Below are 17,155 nucleotides of genomic sequence, written 5' to 3'. Positions count from 1 at the left end.
CCATCCCGCCCCATGGTCCTCCGGATGTCCCCGGCCGATGCGATCAAGCAGCTCGCCCGCGAGACCGGCTTCGATGATTGCCGGATCGCGGTGGCGCGCGTGGCGACGCATGCGGACGCCTTCAGGGACTGGATCGACGACGGCTGCCACGGGGAGATGGCGTGGATGGAACGCACGCCCGAGCGGCGCTGCGATCCGCGCGAGGTGCTGCCCGGCTGCAAGGCCGTGGTCTGCCTGGCGCTGAACTACTATCCCGGCCGTAGCGCGGGCGAGGGCTACCGGATCGCCCGCTACGCGTGGAATGACGACTACCACGACATCATCGAGAAGATGCTGCGCCGCATGGACGAGGGCATGCAGGCGCTCGGCGGCACGCAGCGCTACTACGTGGACACGGGGCCGGTGCTGGAGCGGGACTTCGCCAGCGATGCCGGGCTGGGCTGGAATGGGAAATCCACCGTGCAGATCCACCGCGAGATCGGCACGTGGTTCTTCCTCGCCGAGCTGCTGACCACGCTGGACCTGCCGGCGGACGCTCCTTTCGGCGACCACTGCGGGAAATGCACGCGCTGCATCGATGCCTGCCCGACGCAGGCCATCACCGCCCCGCGCCGGGTGGATGCGCGGCGCTGCGTCTCCTACCTGACCATCGAGCACAAGGGCCCGATCCCCGAGGAATTCCGCGAGGCGATCGGCGACCGGCTCTACGGCTGCGACGCGTGCCTGGAGGTGTGCCCGTGGAACCGCTTCGCCCGCGAGTCCCGCGAGGCTCGCTTCCACGCCCGGGAGGCCGTTTTCGCGATGAAGACGCGGGACTTCCTGGCGCTGGATGACGAGGCATTCCGCACGCTTTTCGCAAAGTCGCCCATCAAGCGGATCAAACGGCCGCGCTTCCTGCGTAATGCCTGTGTCGTCCTCGGGAACACCGGGGATGCCAATGACGTGCCAGCTCTGGAGAAGGCAGCCGCCGATCCGGACCCGTTGATTTCCGAGCACGCCCTCTGGGCACTAGGGATGATACGCAGAAGGCTGGCGGAAATCCCACCTGAGAACTAAACCCCTTGCCCGGCACAGGCCGTGCATTCTTGTCAGTCATGGACTCAAATGACGAAAATCTCGACGAATTCGTGAGCGAACTGACGCGCTGCCAGATGGATTTGTTCTACTTCATCCGCGCGCTCACCGGCGACATGCACGCCGCCTACGACATCCGCCAGGCGGTGAACATGGTCCTGTGGAAGAAGCGGGAGAAGTTCCGCCCCGGCTCGAGCTTCAAGAACTGGTCCTTCCAGATCGCCCAGCTCGAAGTGAAGAGCCACCTGCGCAAGCAGCGGAAATCGCCGATGGTGACCTTTGACGATAAGCTCTTCGACCTCTTCGCGACGGAATTCGCCGAGACGGTGGACGAGCTCCCCGAGAGGCGCGCCGCACTCTCCAACTGCCTCAGCAAGCTGACGCCGAAGGACACCGAGCTGCTCCGCCACCGCTACTGGAGCGGCGGCTCACTGGAGACCCTGGCGAATGATACCCACCGCAGCGTGGGCACCCTGAAGGCACGGCTCCACCAGCTCCGCGCGGGCCTCCGCCGCTGCATCGAGGGCCAGCTTCACCAACCCGAGAGTTCATGATGCGTCCCAGCGAGACCTTGCGGCTGATCCACGAGCTGATCGATGGCAGCATCGGCAAGGAGGACTTCGCGAGGCTCCAGGAAGCACTGCTCCAGGATCCCGCCGCACGCCGCGACTACTACGCGCTGGTGTGCACCGACCAGATGCTGGCGGACACCTATGACATGCCGGAGTACCTGGCGGCCCATGCCAAGGTGGTGGCGGCGCCGGAAGTGAAGCGGCGCAAGGTCAGCAAGATGCTGGTGGCGATGGCCGCCGTGCTGATGGCCGGAATTTTCACCGCGCTGGTCATCCAGGCGAATCGCCCGCGGGTCACCGTGACCGCCACCGCGGACAGCCATTTCCTCATCGACGGGAAAGAGGCGACTTCTGAATTTTGGAAAAAGGGCGAGGTGCTCGACGTGCATGACGGCATGCTGGTCGCCCAACTGAATGCCTCCGCCGAGGCGAACATCGACGGCACGGCGAGCCTGCGGCTGCTCAACAACAAGGGCGACCTGGAGCTGCGCCGCGGCAAGGCCTACTTCCGCTCCGCAACGGAGGGGCCGGACTTCGAGGTGCAGGTGGCGGGCGCGACGGTGCGACATGTCGGCACCGACTTTGGCATCCGCGCGAAGGATGACGGCTCCTGCGACGTCCACGTGATGGGCGGCAGCGTGGAGATCAGCCGCCCTGGCCAGGAGACGCTGGTGCTGGTGGCGGGGGAGTCCGTGTCATGGCGCGACGGCGGACCCAGCAAGCGGGCCGCCTCGGAACCAAGGGCCTTTCGCATGACGCCGCCGATCGAGCGGGTGATCTTCGACGATGATTTCAGCGAGCCGGTGGGCACCGTGCTGGCAAACAAGATGCCGGACGAGGGCAAGCCGTGGAAGGTGGTGGAGCAGCAGGGCGTGATGACCACGGGCGGGAACCGGCTCGATACCTCCGGCGGCTTCCGCCACCTCGGCGCGGTCTTTGCCGATGTGCCGGCAGGCGCGGGTCGCGATGTGGTGGTGGCCACTTTCACCACCACGCCACCGAGCGTGATGGGTGACAAGAAGACGCGGCGCAGCGGCATCGAGCGGATCACTCTGCTGGATGCCGAGGGCAAGCGCCTGTGCTCCGTGGTCGCGCTCGCGCGGGAGGAGCACTGCTGGCGGCTGCGCGACGATGTGGCAGGCCGCGAGTCCAGCCTGACGAACCTGTCCGCGCTGGACACGCATCACCTGAGCCTGCGCTACGATCCCATGGCGGGCCGCATCAGCCTGCACGCGGGGCTGAATGCGCAGGGAGAAACGATCGCCGAGTTGGATACCGAGGCGCAGGGCATGCCCGCGACGCTGGAGCTGTGGAATGACTACGGCGGCGACTTCGCGCTGAGCCGCCTGACCGTGCGCCACGTGCGCTATCAGTGAGCAGCCCGGCTTTTCAACGGGTGCCCGACGCCTCGGGAAATGCCTGCCGGAAGCTCTCGCGCATGTGATCGACGAGGCGGCATTCCGTGAAGTTCAGGCCGCCCCGCTCCGGGTTCCCCCGCGTCATCTGGTCCAGTGAGTGCCAATGGCGCTCCGTCGCGAGCAGCGGTCCCCAGCAGGCGAGCAGCAGCGCCGGGAGCGATGCCAGCGGCAGCGCCATCCGCCGCGCCAGCAAGACGCCGCCGAGCGAGGTATCGCGTGACTTGAAGACAAGCGCGCCCGCTTCCCAGACCAGCCACAGCAGCGCCATGCCACCCGCGGCAGCCACTCCCTGCAGGAATCGCTCTTCATTCCCCGGTAGGTAGCGCACGGCTCCTGACAAGGGAATCACCAGCGCCGCGACCGCGGTCATGGTCCAGCCGACCCACGGCCACGCGGGCTTCAGCGCGAGAAATCCGGCACGAGCCACGAGACGCCAGCGCGCCGCCTGAACGATCATCAGGAGGACGAAAACCAATCCTGCGGCAGCCTGAATCAAAACGGGCTGCGGCGTGTATTGAGGCATCCCGATATCGCGCAAGCCGAGCGGGGTCCACCGCGTGATCCCGAAGTACCAGACCACGGGCAGTACGACCCCGAGTCCGACCATCCACGCCACATCCGACAGCCGGAACAACGGCGACAAGCCGTCCACCAGCCCATTGACCCTGCGCCCGCGACGGACGCCCTCGATCAGCATGACCAGGAGGAACAGCAGCACGATGAGCGCCGCGGCCAAGCCGAGCATCCGCTCCATCACGGCATACTCGGCCAGGCGGCCCGGGGCGTGAAGCTCGGGATCCACCGGGAGCACACTGCCGCTCCAGAGCGTCCGGGCTAGCACACCCATCTCCTCAATGCGGCGTAAGCCACGATACATGGCCCCACTATACATGGCCATATGGGTTGAGAACTTTTTCTGGAGGCCATCAAGGCGGGCTTCAAGGTCAGTCAGACCCAGCTTCCGGCAGGCATCCTGCATCTCCTTTCCCGTATGATTCCAACTGCCGGTTGCCGTGCTTTGCTCCACCACTGATGAGGCATCAACACCCTTCCTGCCGATCAGACGCTCCCAAGCCAAGATCAACTCGGCGAGGCGCTCGCCATCATCCCTCGCGATCGCGTCCTGCACGCCGCCATTGAAAGAATCCAGCGTCTCGCGCTGGTTACTCATGGTCGGCAGGAAAGAGGTCGAAATGGCATGGAGAAGCAGAGCGCAGTTATCCGCCACCGTTTCCGAGCGGGGGATCATCGAGTAACGCCGCGAGTGGAGCGCCGGGATATGGCTCTCGTGGCGCGGTGCCACCGCGCTCCTCAGCAAGAGGTCTAGGGCATCCTTCGAATAGAGCTCGCCGGCAGGAGGGCCGCTGCTTTTCCACTCCTCGTGCTTGCCCATCGCTTCGAGGAAAAGCCACACGCCATTGTCGGGGTCGAGGCGTTGCCAAGTCTCGCTGAAACCAGGTGGCAGCCCTTGCTCCGCCGCCAGCCGCCGGTGGGCCAGCTCTTCATAGATGCCGAGGTCATCGGGATGGAGCTGCCATTGCCGCTCCAGATTTGTGATCGCTTCGGAGTACGAGCCGAAGCCTGCGAAAACATAGTCGCGATTCTCCGGAGCCACCGATTCACGCACGCCATCCTTGTACTCGAAGATCTTCACGGTGCTGAAAATTCCCGAGAGAATCCGCAGCTCGGGGACCGCATGCCGGCCTTGCCAAGCGGCGATGGCTCCCAGCAGGACGATCACCGCGGCCACGACACCCGCCCATCGGCCGGTGGAGGACGGGCGCTTCGCCTCCAGGCGGGCAACGTCTGCCGGGATCTCCTGGCCACCATGCGCGAGCCGGGAGAGCACCTCGGCCCGCGCTTCCTCGCGGAGATCGGGCAATGACTCCAGCGGGCGCGTGGCCAGCTCCGCGAAGCGCTCGTAGTCCGGCGTCATGATGCGTCGAGGTAGCTGCGGACTTCCACGGGGACGAATTCGGCATCGGTCGCCTCCTCCGAGGCGAGCCGCATCTGCGCCTTGATGACGAGCGGATCGACCGGCGGCAGGTAGCCTTGCAGGCAAGCATGCAGCGCCTCCTGCGGGGAAGGCGTGCCGGTCTTCGTGAGGCGATACGCCTTCACCGCGAGCGCCTCGGCGGCACCGGGCGTGAGCCATTGCGGGACCAGGGGCAGCAGCGCCGCCTTCGCCTCGTCATCGAGCGGGATGCCGCGGCGCTTGCACAGTGCGCCCAGCAGGACCATCCCCTCCGCCGCGGTGGCCGTGGGGAAGATGGGCACCTTCACGTCGATGCGGCCCGGGCGCTTCAGGTCCACCTCGATCAGGTCCGGCCGGCTGGAGGCGAGCACCCAGAGGATCCTGCCGCGATTCCGCGTGTCGGACATTTCCGCGGCGAGCATGGAGTAAACGCGGCTCGAGACACCGGAGTCGCCGCTGCCCGAGGCGCGGCGGCCGAGCGCCTGGTCTGCCTCGTCGATGAAGACGATGCAGCGCCCGAGCGCGTGTAGCAGCGCGAAGATCTTCTCCAGATTTGCCTCGGTGGAGCCCACCCAGCGATCGCGGAAATTCCGCAGCGTGACCACCGGCACCCCGGCCTCTCCCGCGAGGCATTCGGCGAGGTAGGTCTTCCCCGTGCCGACGGGTCCGCAGAAAAGATAACCCATGGGCAGCGCGGCGACTTCATCCTGCTTCCACAGCGCGAGGTCCTGACGCAGCCGCGTCTTCACGCCCTCCAGGCCGATCACGTCGTCGAGGCTGCGATCCGGCTCGATGAAATCGATCAGCTCTCCGGCATCGCGTTCCACCAGGGCCTTTCGCAAGTCACCGAGATCCGCATCGGCGAGCGGCGTGCCCGCGTGATTCCGCCGACGAAGAAAAGCCTCCAGCGCGGCGATCGAAGTGCCCGCGAGCCGCGAGGCGATACGGGTGAAATCCGCGTCCGCCGCCAGCGCCCGCGGGCACTCGGGGGCGAGCACCGCCAGCGCACCGGCCAGCTCGGCGGTATCCGGCAGCGGCAGCTCGATCTCCGCGGCGCGAGGATTGTTCGCCACCAGCGGATGCAGGCTGTGGATGCGATCTGCCACGAGGAAGATGGCCTGCCCGTGCGCGGCCAGCGAGGTATCCCCGCCCCACGAGCGGATGAGCGAGGCGATGGCGCTCAGCTCGTGATTCATCGTCTGCGGCAGCACCGGCACGTAGAGCTGGGCATCCCGCAGCACCACGGCCACCGTCACCGGCTTCGCGCCCACGGCACGCAGGTTCCGCGCGTACTGGAGGAAGCGCGCGATCGCCCGGATGGCGGGCAGCGGCAGCGACGGCAGCTCGCCGATCTCCCTCAGGGCGGGCCAGTCCGCGAAGATCTCCTGCCCCCGCTCCACCCGCAGGCCAAAGCCCGGATCATAGGTGAGCACCACCTGGAAGCGCGGCAACAACACATCTAACAGGTAGTCATTCAGCCGCCCCAGCCGCGGCCCCTCCGGCAAGCGCAGCAGCATGCGGTCGGCCACATTGCCATGGAGGATGAATTGCCCCGCCGCACCGCTTTCATAGCGCGCGACAACCTCGGTGGCCCAGGATGGAAGAGACATCAATAAAGAAGACACCCGCCCGCAGTCCCGATGTCGATGGGAAAGGCGGCGGATGCTTTCCATCCATCGGTCCACGGCGATGGCCTGTCTATCGGACCAGCGTGCGGATGCCGCAGCCCTCATGACCGCAGGCGGAGATCACGCGCCCGGCGGGCGCGGCCTCGGGGGCGATGAACGAGGCCGCGGCACCGGATGCGGTGAGACCGGCTGGCACGCTCACATTCATCCGCATGAAGCGGCGGCCGCCCCCGGAATTCAGCCGCACCACCAGCGCGCTCGTATTGTCCTGCACCACCGTGCTGCCGCTGCCAGTGGAGCCCGCGGCCTGCCAAGCCATCGTGCTGCCGCTGCTCTGGACCTGATAGACCAGGCCATCCGCCAGCGCGTTGGCATTCTTCGGCAAGGTCCATGTCAGGCCATTCGCTGCCACGACGGGTGACGGCAATTGGCTGAATGCCCGCGGATTCAGGCTCAGCATGTATTCGATCACGTTGTCGATGCCGTCCTGGTCCTGATCGTCCTCCGGCCCGCCGGTGATGCCATTGGCCGTGGCCCACTGCTGGTAATGGCTGCTCGCGGAGATCGCCTGGAGGAATTCGTAGCTGTCGATGCCCGAGCGGTTCATGAAGATCGTCGTCTTCTGCGCGCTGGTGAGCCGCTCTTCCGTGCCATTCGAACTCATCAGGTTCGTCGGCTCGTTCGCCGGATGGTCCAGCCCCAGATTGTGGCCGATCTCGTGGGCGGCAACCGAGGCAATGAGGTCGCGACCGGCTTGGAAACCGAGGAGGTTCTGCCCCACGTGCATGGTGATCCCGTTGGCATCCACCCATGCAAGGCCGTTCGAGGTATTGTCACTCACCTGCGGGAAGCCCGGGACGATCTCGACGAAGAAAAGGTTCAGCACGATCGCGTTCGGGCTCTTCGGAGGCGAGCCGGCATTGTCAGTGATCTGCTCGAGGTGGGCGGTCGGCCGGGAAGTCGTGGCATAGTTCCCCGGCGAGCCGTCGTAGGCGAAGTTGTTCGTGTAGTCCACCATAGCCAGCCACGTGATCTCCACGCCCACCTGGGCCCACACGCGGTTGATCTGGTCCTTGATGTAGGTCTCCGTCGTGCCGGACCCGAAGGTGGTGGCGGTCGTGCCGTCCGTCTTCTTCACGCGGATCGGCTGGATCTGCACGCGGTGCGTGATGGTCTCGGGCGGCGATACGATGACCTGTGCCGCCAGCGGGCAGGAGGCCAGCAGGGCAAGGGCGGCGGTGGCAACGCGCGTCCACCGGAAGAAAGCCGGAGTTTTCACAAGGGGCAGCCATAGGCGGCGGCGGACTGCAAAACAAGTTCGCGGACTGGAAATTTCAGATTCCCTTGCAATTCCAATGCCCCATAGCCCGGCGCGCCGGAAGTGCATGCGGACGCGCGGCCACGCTTTCACATTGTCGCGTGGCGAATCCCGGCGAGAGTGGACCATGCCTCTCTGGCTCAAGATCGTCCTGTGCATCGTGGCCGCGGAAATCCTCGGCGGGCTGGGTGGATACATTACCGCCTCGTCCATCGGCTCGTGGTATGTGAATCTCGAGCGCCCGCCGGGCACGCCGCCGAATGCCGTCTTCGGCCCGGTTTGGAGCGCGCTCTACGCGATGATCGGCACGTCCCTCGCGCTCATCTGGCATCGCGCGCCTGCGGGACCGGCGAAGCGCGGGGCGCTCGTCGCCTTCTTCATCCAGCTTGCGCTGAATCTGGCGTGGACGCCCGTCTTCTTCGGCGCGCATCAGCTCGCCGCCGCGCTGGTGGTCATCGTGCTGATGATCCTCGCCATCGTCGTCACCATTGTGCGCTTCCGCCCGCTCGACCCGCTGGCGGCGGGTCTGCTGGTCCCGTATCTCCTGTGGGTGTGCTATGCCACCTACCTGAATGCGGGCTTCATGGTGCTGAACCGATAGCGGGAGGCGGAGCGGCGGTCTCGTTATCGCAGCGACTTCATGAATCGCGAGGTGCGCGGCTGGTACTTGTCGAGGATGTCGAAGGACGCGAGGACGGTGGAGACCTTTCCGATGATGCGCTTCCGCTCGACCATGCCGTAGTCGCGCGAGTCGAGGCTGTTGTCACGGTTGTCGCCCATGATGAAGTACTGGCCCGGTGGCACGGTGATGGGCGGGAAGCTGGTGGGAGACCCGGGGAAGCCGGGGATGGCCATCACCGCGTGCTCCCTGCCTGCGAGATCCTCTTCCGCCATCACCGCGCGTGCGGCGAGCGGCGGATTCAGCCCGGCCGACTCCGCCGCGGGCAGCGGCGCGTAGTCGAGCGGCTTGCCATTCAGGTAAAGCGTGCGGTTCCGCAGCTCGATCACATCGCCCGGCGTGCCGACCACTCGCTTCACGATGCGCATGTCATCCTTCGGCGAGAAGAAGACGACGATATCGCCCTTCGCCGGGTCCTGCCACTTCGCGATCCGCTGGTAGGTCAGCGGGAGGCGCAGGTCGTATGCGAGCTTGTCCACATACACCAGGTCGCCTTCGAGGATGGTGGGATTCATCGATCCCGATGGCACCCAATTCATGTCCGCCAGGCTGGACTTCACCGGCGTGAGCACGAAGGCGGCGAACAGGATCGTGGAACGCCACTCCGTCCACTTGCGCTTCAGGAACGACCGGACCGGAGGAGGGAGAGGAAGGAATTTCATGGGATGATGAGTCGGGGTGGGAATGTGTCTTTCGCCCCTGAAAGCGCCCACCCCCTCGTCCCTTGTCCAAACCACGGGATGGAATCCCGCAGCGAAATTCCCATCGCCGATCCACGACGGTCACCCTCCTGAATCCTGAGATCGATAACGCTCCAACTGCGCCCTGATCTCTCCCTCGATCTCCCGATAATAGGCTGCGATCCCATCCGCCTCCTCCGCATCATCGCATTCCTCAATGAGGAAAGTCGGATCGCCCAGCTTGCCATGGAACCAAGCGGAAGTCTTCTCCCAAGCATCCCGCCGCACCTCCAGTGCATCGAGAATCTGACCGACCATCATGCTATCCAGCAGAAGGGGAACTTTGGATTCACTCATCGCCAGAATCACCTGGCCAGGAGTGGTCCATTCATCAAGATGTCTTTTACAAATCTGCGTCGCATTCGGCTCCCACAATGACTTCCCCGTCACGTCTTCATAGGTCTCCTGCTTGGTATTCCGCGACCCGCGAGACATTTATCAGCGCACCATCCGAAACAATCGCAAACCATCTCGCGGGAAGAGCGGCCGCCGAGAGCTTGGAAGTGGAAGCTCATCAAAACGAAGAGTGGAACAGCAGCGTCGAACTTCTTCAAAGCACTCTGGACGATAGGATACCGATCCTGCGCGAAGCTCTCTTGTCTCCGGAGTGCAACGAAATCACTCACGTCGTACTCGAGTATGACTTCCGCCGACGCGGGCTCCGCATTGACTGCATCCTTATCGGCAACGGCATCATCTTCGTTGTGGAATTCAAACGTCAGAAGATCCAAAGAGCGGATCGAGACCAAGTCATGACCTATGCCGTCAACTTGATCGAATTCCACAAGACTACTCAGGAACTCTGTGAAGGAAACCATGGCGTGATCGTGGTTCCCGTCATCGCACTCACGGCAGGCATTCTCAAAAACCAATCCGATTGGCCTGGCCTCGGAGGGAATAGCTGGCCGGCCATGGCGTCGAAACCGTTGGAGTGTGACCGATCCACCTTTTGTAAGACCATCGGAACTGGAATGTCTCACAGACGAACCACGACTCCGATTTCTTCCTCAGAGTGGTTGAACTCCTCTTTCCGCCCGTCCTCTTCGATCCTTGATGCTGCCCTGTCGCTTTACGGCAATCACGATGTCGTAGCCATTCAAGACCATGCGGCGCCAAAGGCATCCATCGAAGCGGCTGTGAATGAGATTCGCGACACAGCCCGGGAGGCACTCGCGCGAGGGTCCTATCATGTGATCTTTCTTTCCGGAGCACCCGGAGCGGGGAAAACCTTGGTAGGTCTTGATCTGGTGATGCGCGGGGATCTGGCATCAAACTCGGTCTTCGTGACAGGGAACGCCCCTCTGGTCGATGTCCTCAACAAAGCACTGTCGAACTCGTTCCGCTCGCAAGGGAGCAGAGCTGAATCATGGGCGGCCACGGGGTATCGGCGGTCAGATGCGCGATTGGTCTCGGCAGCAGCAAACTTCAAGGTGGTGAAAGCCCACAATTTCCTCGGGAAACGCGGATCCGCACATTCACAGGAAGACGGCCGCTTGCTTGTCTTTGACGAAGCTCAGCGAACTTATGAGAAAGGACGGATTGTCTTGGGCAGCGCCCTCGATGACCACGAAGCCGACCTGATACTTGAAGCTCAAAAGGCGGCCTTCCCATCAGGCGGTGCCGTCGTGCTGGCACTGGTCGGTCACAATCAAGCGATCAACCGTGGCGAACTTGGAATCCTCGCCTGGCTTGAGGCTGCGGAACGCAAGAACTGGAGCTATTCGATCTCGGACGAAACATTGGCACTTGCCGAATTCAAGGCACCGGAAACATGGGCCGCTCATCCGCTGCGCCATGTTCTGAAAAATGGGCATCTTCATCAGTCGATGCGCTATTACAGGAACAAGCATATCGAAGAGTGGGCCGGCGCCCTCCTCGATAATGACCGGGCATCCGCGGAAAGGCTTGCGATCGAGATGGAACGGGAAGGTTCCACGGTGTGGATTACCCGCAGTCTTGAGGAAGCAAAGCGATGGGCAAGGGCTCATCGGGCAGGCAACCAACGGGCAGGGCTCATCGCATCAGGACAAGCGAAGCGGCTTGCCGCCGAAGGTTTGTTCGTCGATCTCAAACCGAGCATAGCAGACTGGATGCTTGCCCCCAGCACCGATGTCCGCTCGTCGAACGCGTTGGAGACGGTTCAAAACCAGTATCAAGTCCAAGGGCTGGAACTCGACTACACCATTGTATGCTGGGACGCGGATCTACGCCGCAACCACGATGACTGGACCGCCTTTAAACTCAGCGGTTCGGACTGGAATCAGGATCGCCTCAAAGATGTCGCGAAGAACAGCTACCGCGTCCTTCTCACGCGGGCTCGGAAAGGAATGGTCATCTTCGTTCCGAAAGGCGATCCCAGCGGTGAAGACGTCACGAGGAAGACAGAGTTCTACGATGGCGTCTTTGACTTCTTGAGTTCTTGCGGCGCGAAGGAACTCAAGCATTCCTCGTAGATTACCGCATGGGATCACTGCCCCACCTTCAGCGGGGCGGCGGCGGCGAGGGCTTCGGGGATGTCGGGGGAGGTGTCGAATTCCAGGCCGCTGAGCCATTCGCGGGTGCGGTCGAGTTGGACGGCGGCACCGTCGATCTCGTGCGAGAGCGCGCCGGCATCGCGGCTGGCGAGGTGGTCGGCGCGGAAGAGCTTCACGAGCTCGGCGATGCGCTCCTGCTCGGAGGCGGTGAGCTCGCGGCTCTCCTCGGCTCCGCGGCGCTTTTCCAGACGGGCCTTCAGCGAGGAAAGGCGGGACTGGAGGGACTCGGCCAGGCTGGCCTTGCTACCTGCGTCGATGGCGGAGAGTTCCTTCTCCATCGAGGCTATCTTTTGTTCCAAGTCGGCGGGGTCCTCGGACTCGATGAAGCGGTCGAGCATCTCGCCGGTGTGCAGCAGGCGCAGGTAGGTCCACGCGAGATTCGACAGGCGCTCGCTGCGCTGGCGGACGATCTCGGCATTCAGCCGCGGATCGCGGCGGAACTCATCCTGCAGGCTCTCGATCTCCCCGGCGAGGCGCTCGTAGCGCGCACGGGTGGAAGTACGAAGGGCATCGTAGATCTGGCGGCGCTGGAAGAGGAACTGCCGCAGCCTAGCGCCCTCGTCCCCCTGCTTGCGGCTGGCCAGCCAGCTCTTGAAGAAGCGCGAATCCGGCAGGTAGATCCAGCCGAGCGCGTAGGCCGCCAGCCCGGCGACCACGCCGATGCCGCTGACGGTGGCCACCCCGGCCCCGAGCGTCAGAAGCCCGAGCCACGCGTGGTGCGGGCTTTTCACAAAGGCTTTCAGTTTCTCAAGGCCGGTCATGGAATCAGTGCCGGGTGATCAGTGAGCGGTGATCGGTGGAAAGACAAGGACGGGTGCGGGTGATCGCAGGAAGGAAGGCCATGGCGCCATCGGACGGTCCGGAACGGAAATCTCCAACCACTGGTCACCGATCGCGGATCACCCGGCACACTGCCCTTTCACTCCACCGTGAACCACTGGACCTCCACGCGGCGATTCAGCTCGGAGTCGCGGCCGGCGGGCTCTTCCCAGCCGCGGCCGATGACTTCGAGACGGTCGGTCTTGATGGAGGGATACTTTTCCAGCAGGCGGCGTTTCACTTCCTCGGCGCGCTGGGTGGAGAGTTCCATGGCCTTGAGCGCCATCTTCCGGACGAGGGACTCTCCGCCCTGGGTGCGGAAGGTTTCCTTCTGCGCGTCATCCACGTGGCCGCGCATGAGGATCATGGAGCCGGGAGAGACGCCGAGGAGGTGGTTCACATTGGAGAGGAAGTCGTGGTTCTCCTTGTTGTCCATGTCCAGCTCGGCGCTATTCGGCAGGAAGTAGAAGCGGATGTCGCGGGTCAGCAGCGGGTCCTGCTCGATGGGTGCCTGGTCGGTGGTCTTGATCGGCTGGATGGAGGCGACCTGCGAGGAGAGCGTGCCACCGGCGGCGATGGCTTCCAGCGCCTTCGTGTCGGCGAAGTAGGTGGCGGCCACGGGCGACGGCTGGAGCTCGGCCCCGTAGGCGAGATTCGCGATCTGGAAGACGGAGGCGAAGGAGCCCGCCTCATCGATGGCCCCGCGGAAGAAAGCGAGGTTTTCCGGCAGATTCGAAAGGTGGACCTTCGCCAGCTCCTCGCGCGCGTCCTCCACGCTCCACTTCAGACCATCGGCGATGGTCTTCAGGTGCGGCTCGGGATTGGCGCGGATGCGGTCGTTGTGGAGCAGCATGCCTTCCACGATCTTCTGGACGACTTCCGGCCGGGCCTGGGCGAAGCCCTTGTTGAAGACGAGGATGTCGGCGATGACGAGCAGGTTGCGATTGTCGATGAGCTGGCGGGCAGCCCCTTCGGATGCGGTGACCACCTCGGTGGTCTTTGGCGCCCAGGTGACGCAGCCGTCGAGCTGGGTGCCGCCGGACTTCAGGTCGGCGAGGAAGGCATCCCCGGCCTCGAAGGCATCCTCGAGGAAGACGAGATTCACCGCCTCGGGATTCCGCGACTGCTCCGGGCCATCCAGCCGCACGACCGGCAGGCCGGCCTCCTGGGCGAGGTAGCGGATGAAGAACTCCGCCTCGCTGAAGGGCGAGGTGGCGATGGTCTTTCCCTTCAGGTCATTCACGCGCTTGATGTCCTTCTTCACGATGATGCCGTCGGCACCGCGCGACCAGGAGACCTGCGCGGGCACCACGCCCTGCCACTGGCGGCCGTAGTTTGACAGCACGTCCACGGTGGTGGCGGTGGCGGCGTATTTCCCGTCCTGCAGGTCCGCCCACGAGTCCTCCTCGCTGAGGGTGATCTTCAGCTTGAAGCCGCCGTTCTTCGTGAACCATGAGTTGTCATTCGGCTCCAGGCCGCCATTCGCCACGATGAGGCCGGCGTAGCCCGCGTAGTCGGAGAGATTCAGGACGATGGTATTGTCCTGCGGCGTGTAGGGCCGGGGCGAGGGGAGCTGCGGGGCCTTGCCCGGCGCGATGAAGTCGTACTCGGCGGCGATGCTGCTGTCGCCATCGGGCGCTACCATTTCCGCGGCATCCACGGGTGTGGCCGAGGACGTGGCTGGGGGCGGCGTGTCCTTTTTCCCCAGCATCCGCATCACGGCGAATCCGGCGAGGAGCAGGACCACGATGGTGAAGACGATCTTTCCGAGCTTGGTCATGATGCGGGGGAGCATGCACCGGAGGGAGACGCCGCGGCGATGGGAAAATGCGGCCGTATGTGGAGGGGCGTGCCAGTCCTGTCTCGCCAAGCGCAGCGGCCCTGCCTTATCTCCATGACATGACTTCACGCCTCCTGCTGCTCGCCCTGGCCTGCGCCACCGCGCTCACGTCGTCTTGCAACAAGAAGAAGAGCGACCCGGGCATCACCGTGACGCACGAGACCGAAGCGGAGCGCAGCGAAAGCATGAAGAGCGCCTTCAGCGACAGCCCGCAGGAGGGTGCGAAGATCCTCGACCCCTCGCGGCCGGAGCACGCCGAGGTGGATGCCTTCTTCACGAAACTCGGCATCGCGGCGAGGAAAGGCGACATGGTCGCCTACCAGGAATGCCTTTCCGTGGACGCCATGGTCCGGCATCTGGAGGCAAAGGAGCTGATCTCCTTCCGCGATGACAAACAGCGGGCGGCCTTCATCAAGGGCGCAGAGGGATCGATGGGCAAGTCGGCTGGAAACTTGTCCTTCGACCGCCACGTGATCTCACGGCTGGAGGAAACGGCACCGAACCAATTGCTGGCCTACACGCGTCAGTATGACAACGAGTTCCAGACCGTGACGAAGATGCGCTGGTGGCTGGTGAAGGAGGACAAGGCGTGGAGGGCCTATGACTTCGAAGAACTGAGCCAGGGCGTCCGCGCGAGCACGATGATGGGCGCGGTGGCTGGCAACCTGAAGGGCAAGATCGCCCCCTGGATGGCCCCGATGACGGCGATGGCGACCGCCATGCAGGACCTTCACTCGGGGGACCTGGTGGAGAAGCTGACCACCGTGCAAAAGCACGCCGAGGAGATCCTGAAGCATTCCCCACCTCAGGAGGTGGAGATCGTGGCCAGACAGATGGTTGTGACAGGTCTGATCATGAACGGAGAATCGGAGAAGGTGCTGGAGGAGATCGATGCTCTGGAGAAGCTGCCAAATCCCTCCCCCGGCATTTATTTCCAGAAAGGCCTCGCCCTCGCAGGGCTGGAGCGCTTCGCCGAGGCGCGCACCGCCTACCAGACCTACGCCGACCTGCTCGGATGGGACAGCGACGCGCATGAGATGATGGCGGACGCCTACTACGCCGAGGACAAGAAGGCGGAGGCCCTGGATCACGCGCTGAAGGGACTGGCGGACAACAAGGAGTCCGAGGGCTGCCTGGCCACGGCGTCGGTCTCCTCCGGGCCGGAAAAAGTGGGCGAGCTCGCTCCCTACTTCGACGCGATGCCGGACCCCGAGGTCGCCTATGAGACAGCCATCGACCACGCGCTGGAGCTTGAAGATGAAGCCGTCGCCAAGGCGCTGCTGGAAATGCTGAAGGCGAAGTCTCCGAAGAGCGACCTGATCGAGATTTACGAAGAGATCTTCGCCGAAGAAGCTGCCGGAGACGACGAGGAGGAGGAGATGGAGGAAAACGCCGGCGAAGACCGCGATTGAGCCAGACGGGGCGGAAGCTCGCGGAGATTTTTTCCGCGCCGTCATCTTCGGGTCATGTTCGGGAGCTAGGACTTCCGGCGTGAAAGCGAACCGCCCTGCAAATCTCCGTCCCGGCACCCTGGCCGCGCTGGCCCTCGCTGCGCTGCTGCCGGTGGCCTGCGCCCAGACGGGTGCCAGCACCGATACCGGCTCACCACGCCTGGAAATCCTGGACGACGAGTGGCAGCTCGCGGGCTTCGAGAATTCGCTCGACCTCAGCGGCATCGCCGCCGCCAGCAAGACGCACGTGCTCGTCGGCAGCGATGAGATGTTCCACGTCCAGCCGGGCGTGGTCGACTTCGCGAAGCAGCGCATCGAGTCGAAGCGGCCTATCGCCCTGCCCATCGAGTCCACCGGCAAGAAGCAGGAAGTGGACATCGAGGGCGTGGCATTCTCGCCGGATGACAATGCCTACTACGTTGTCGGCTCCCACGGCCTCGGGAAGAAGAAGGGCGACTTCCAGCCGGACCGCCACTCGATCTATCAGGTGCCCGTCGATCCCGCCACCGGCGTGGTGAAGAGGGACGGCATCCGCCGCGCGAGCCTGCTGCCATGGCTGGAAAAGACGCCTCGGGTCGAGCCGCACCTCAAGCAACCGCTTCAGCAAAACGGGCTGAACATCGAGGGCCTGACCTGGTCAGGCGGGAAACTGTGGTTCGGCCTGCGCGCGCCGAACCAGGATGGCCGCGGCCTCGTGCTGGAGCTTGCCCCCGGGCAGCTCTTTGACGGTGGCAAGCCTGCTCCGATGAAGGTCCACGAAATCGCCATCAGCAAGGGCCGGGGCATCCGCGAGATCGCCGCGGTGAAGGACGGCTTCATCGTGCTGACCGGCAACGCGAGCGCCGAGGCATCGAAGAAGATCCCCGTCACCGCCGCCCCGGGACCGGACACCCGCTTCGAGCTGCTCCACTGGAACGGCCGCGATTCCAACGCGAGGAACCTGGGCCGCCTCCCGGAAAACGGCGGCAAGGGCGAGGCCCTGCTCGTGCTGGATGACACCGACAGCCACATCGAGATGCTCGTCATCTTCGACGGATTGCCAGGCGGCGAGCCGATGAGCGTCCGCATCCACCGCTGACACTTCCCGATTTCAAAGACCGAACCACT

General features: G+C 64.2%; 14 protein-coding genes. 7 read left to right on the top strand and 7 right to left on the bottom strand.

Features of this window, described 5'->3' with window-relative positions; all coding sequences use genetic code 11:
- Positions 1–24: 24 nt before the first annotated feature.
- Genes queG through OKA04_RS10275 form a run of 3 tightly spaced genes read left to right on the top strand, consistent with a single transcriptional unit; the run spans position 25 to position 3,022 of the window.
- Positions 25–1,056: a tRNA epoxyqueuosine(34) reductase QueG gene (gene queG / locus OKA04_RS10285; protein WP_264501071.1), complete on the top strand. Its 1,032-nt coding sequence runs from the start codon at positions 25–27 to the stop codon at positions 1,054–1,056.
- A 38-nt stretch (positions 1,057–1,094) separates the two neighbouring features.
- Positions 1,095–1,628 carry a sigma-70 family RNA polymerase sigma factor gene (locus OKA04_RS10280; protein ID WP_264501070.1) on the top strand — a complete coding sequence of 178 codons (534 nt, stop codon included), beginning with the start codon at positions 1,095–1,097 and terminating at the stop codon, positions 1,626–1,628.
- Complete coding sequence (locus tag OKA04_RS10275) at positions 1,625–3,022, top strand: FecR domain-containing protein (RefSeq protein WP_264501069.1); 1,398 nt, start codon at positions 1,625–1,627, stop codon at positions 3,020–3,022. The genes OKA04_RS10280 and OKA04_RS10275 overlap by 4 nt, the downstream gene beginning before the upstream one ends.
- A gap of 13 nt (positions 3,023–3,035) precedes the next feature.
- Here OKA04_RS10275 and OKA04_RS10270 read toward each other — a convergent pair whose 3' ends face one another.
- The 3 genes from OKA04_RS10270 to OKA04_RS10260 form a co-directional block, all read right to left on the bottom strand.
- Positions 3,036–5,000: a hypothetical protein gene (locus OKA04_RS10270; RefSeq protein ID WP_264501068.1), complete on the bottom strand. Its 1,965-nt coding sequence runs from the start codon at positions 4,998–5,000 to the stop codon at positions 3,036–3,038.
- Positions 4,997–6,649: an ATP-binding protein gene (locus OKA04_RS10265; RefSeq protein WP_264501067.1), complete on the bottom strand. Its 1,653-nt coding sequence runs from the start codon at positions 6,647–6,649 to the stop codon at positions 4,997–4,999. Before OKA04_RS10265 ends, OKA04_RS10270 begins: the two co-directional genes overlap by 4 nt.
- 88 nt (positions 6,650–6,737) lie before the next feature.
- Positions 6,738–7,946, bottom strand: a complete 1,209-nt coding sequence (locus tag OKA04_RS10260; RefSeq protein WP_264501066.1) for a zinc-dependent metalloprotease family protein — start codon at positions 7,944–7,946, stop codon at positions 6,738–6,740.
- Between the two features lie 166 nt (positions 7,947–8,112).
- Between OKA04_RS10260 and OKA04_RS10255 the strand changes: the two genes are divergently transcribed.
- Positions 8,113–8,586: a TspO/MBR family protein gene (locus OKA04_RS10255; RefSeq protein ID WP_264501065.1), complete on the top strand. Its 474-nt coding sequence runs from the start codon at positions 8,113–8,115 to the stop codon at positions 8,584–8,586.
- 23 nt (positions 8,587–8,609) lie between these two features.
- Here the strand turns inward: OKA04_RS10255 and lepB are convergent, their stop codons facing one another.
- Both lepB and OKA04_RS10245 read right to left on the bottom strand, forming a co-directional pair.
- The gene (gene lepB / locus OKA04_RS10250; RefSeq protein WP_264501064.1) at positions 8,610–9,326 is read right to left on the bottom strand and encodes a signal peptidase I; all 717 of its coding nucleotides are present in this window, start codon (positions 9,324–9,326) and stop codon (positions 8,610–8,612) included.
- Positions 9,327–9,446: 120 nt separating this feature from the next.
- Complete coding sequence (locus OKA04_RS10245) at positions 9,447–9,701, bottom strand: hypothetical protein (protein WP_264501063.1); 255 nt, start codon at positions 9,699–9,701, stop codon at positions 9,447–9,449.
- Between the two features lie 206 nt (positions 9,702–9,907).
- Between OKA04_RS10245 and OKA04_RS10240 the strand changes: the two genes are divergently transcribed.
- Entirely contained in the window at positions 9,908–11,857 is a 1,950-nt protein-coding gene (locus OKA04_RS10240) for a DNA/RNA helicase domain-containing protein (protein WP_264501062.1), read from the top strand.
- A gap of 14 nt (positions 11,858–11,871) precedes the next feature.
- On the opposite strand, the gene OKA04_RS10235 is transcribed toward OKA04_RS10240, so the two are convergent.
- Positions 11,872–12,699, bottom strand: a complete 828-nt coding sequence (locus OKA04_RS10235) for a hypothetical protein (RefSeq protein ID WP_264501061.1) — start codon at positions 12,697–12,699, stop codon at positions 11,872–11,874.
- Between the two features lie 158 nt (positions 12,700–12,857).
- Entirely contained in the window at positions 12,858–14,552 is a 1,695-nt protein-coding gene (locus tag OKA04_RS10230; protein WP_264501060.1) for an OmpA family protein, read from the bottom strand.
- 104 nt (positions 14,553–14,656) lie between these two features.
- Between OKA04_RS10230 and OKA04_RS10225 the strand changes: the two genes are divergently transcribed.
- Together OKA04_RS10225 and OKA04_RS10220 are read left to right on the top strand one after the other, a co-directional pair.
- A complete protein-coding gene (locus tag OKA04_RS10225) occupies positions 14,657–16,009 on the top strand; it encodes a tetratricopeptide repeat protein (RefSeq protein WP_264501059.1) in 1,353 nt (450 codons plus the stop codon).
- 79 nt (positions 16,010–16,088) lie between these two features.
- The gene (locus OKA04_RS10220; protein ID WP_264501058.1) at positions 16,089–17,126 is read left to right on the top strand and encodes a DUF3616 domain-containing protein; all 1,038 of its coding nucleotides are present in this window, start codon (positions 16,089–16,091) and stop codon (positions 17,124–17,126) included.
- Positions 17,127–17,155 lie beyond the last annotated feature (29 nt).

The sequence above is a fragment of the Luteolibacter flavescens genome (assembly GCF_025950085.1).
Taxonomy (GTDB): domain Bacteria; phylum Verrucomicrobiota; class Verrucomicrobiia; order Verrucomicrobiales; family Akkermansiaceae; genus Haloferula; species Haloferula flavescens.
The sequence above is the reverse complement of the archived record's forward strand: the minus strand, read 5'-3'. Positions and strand labels throughout refer to the sequence as shown.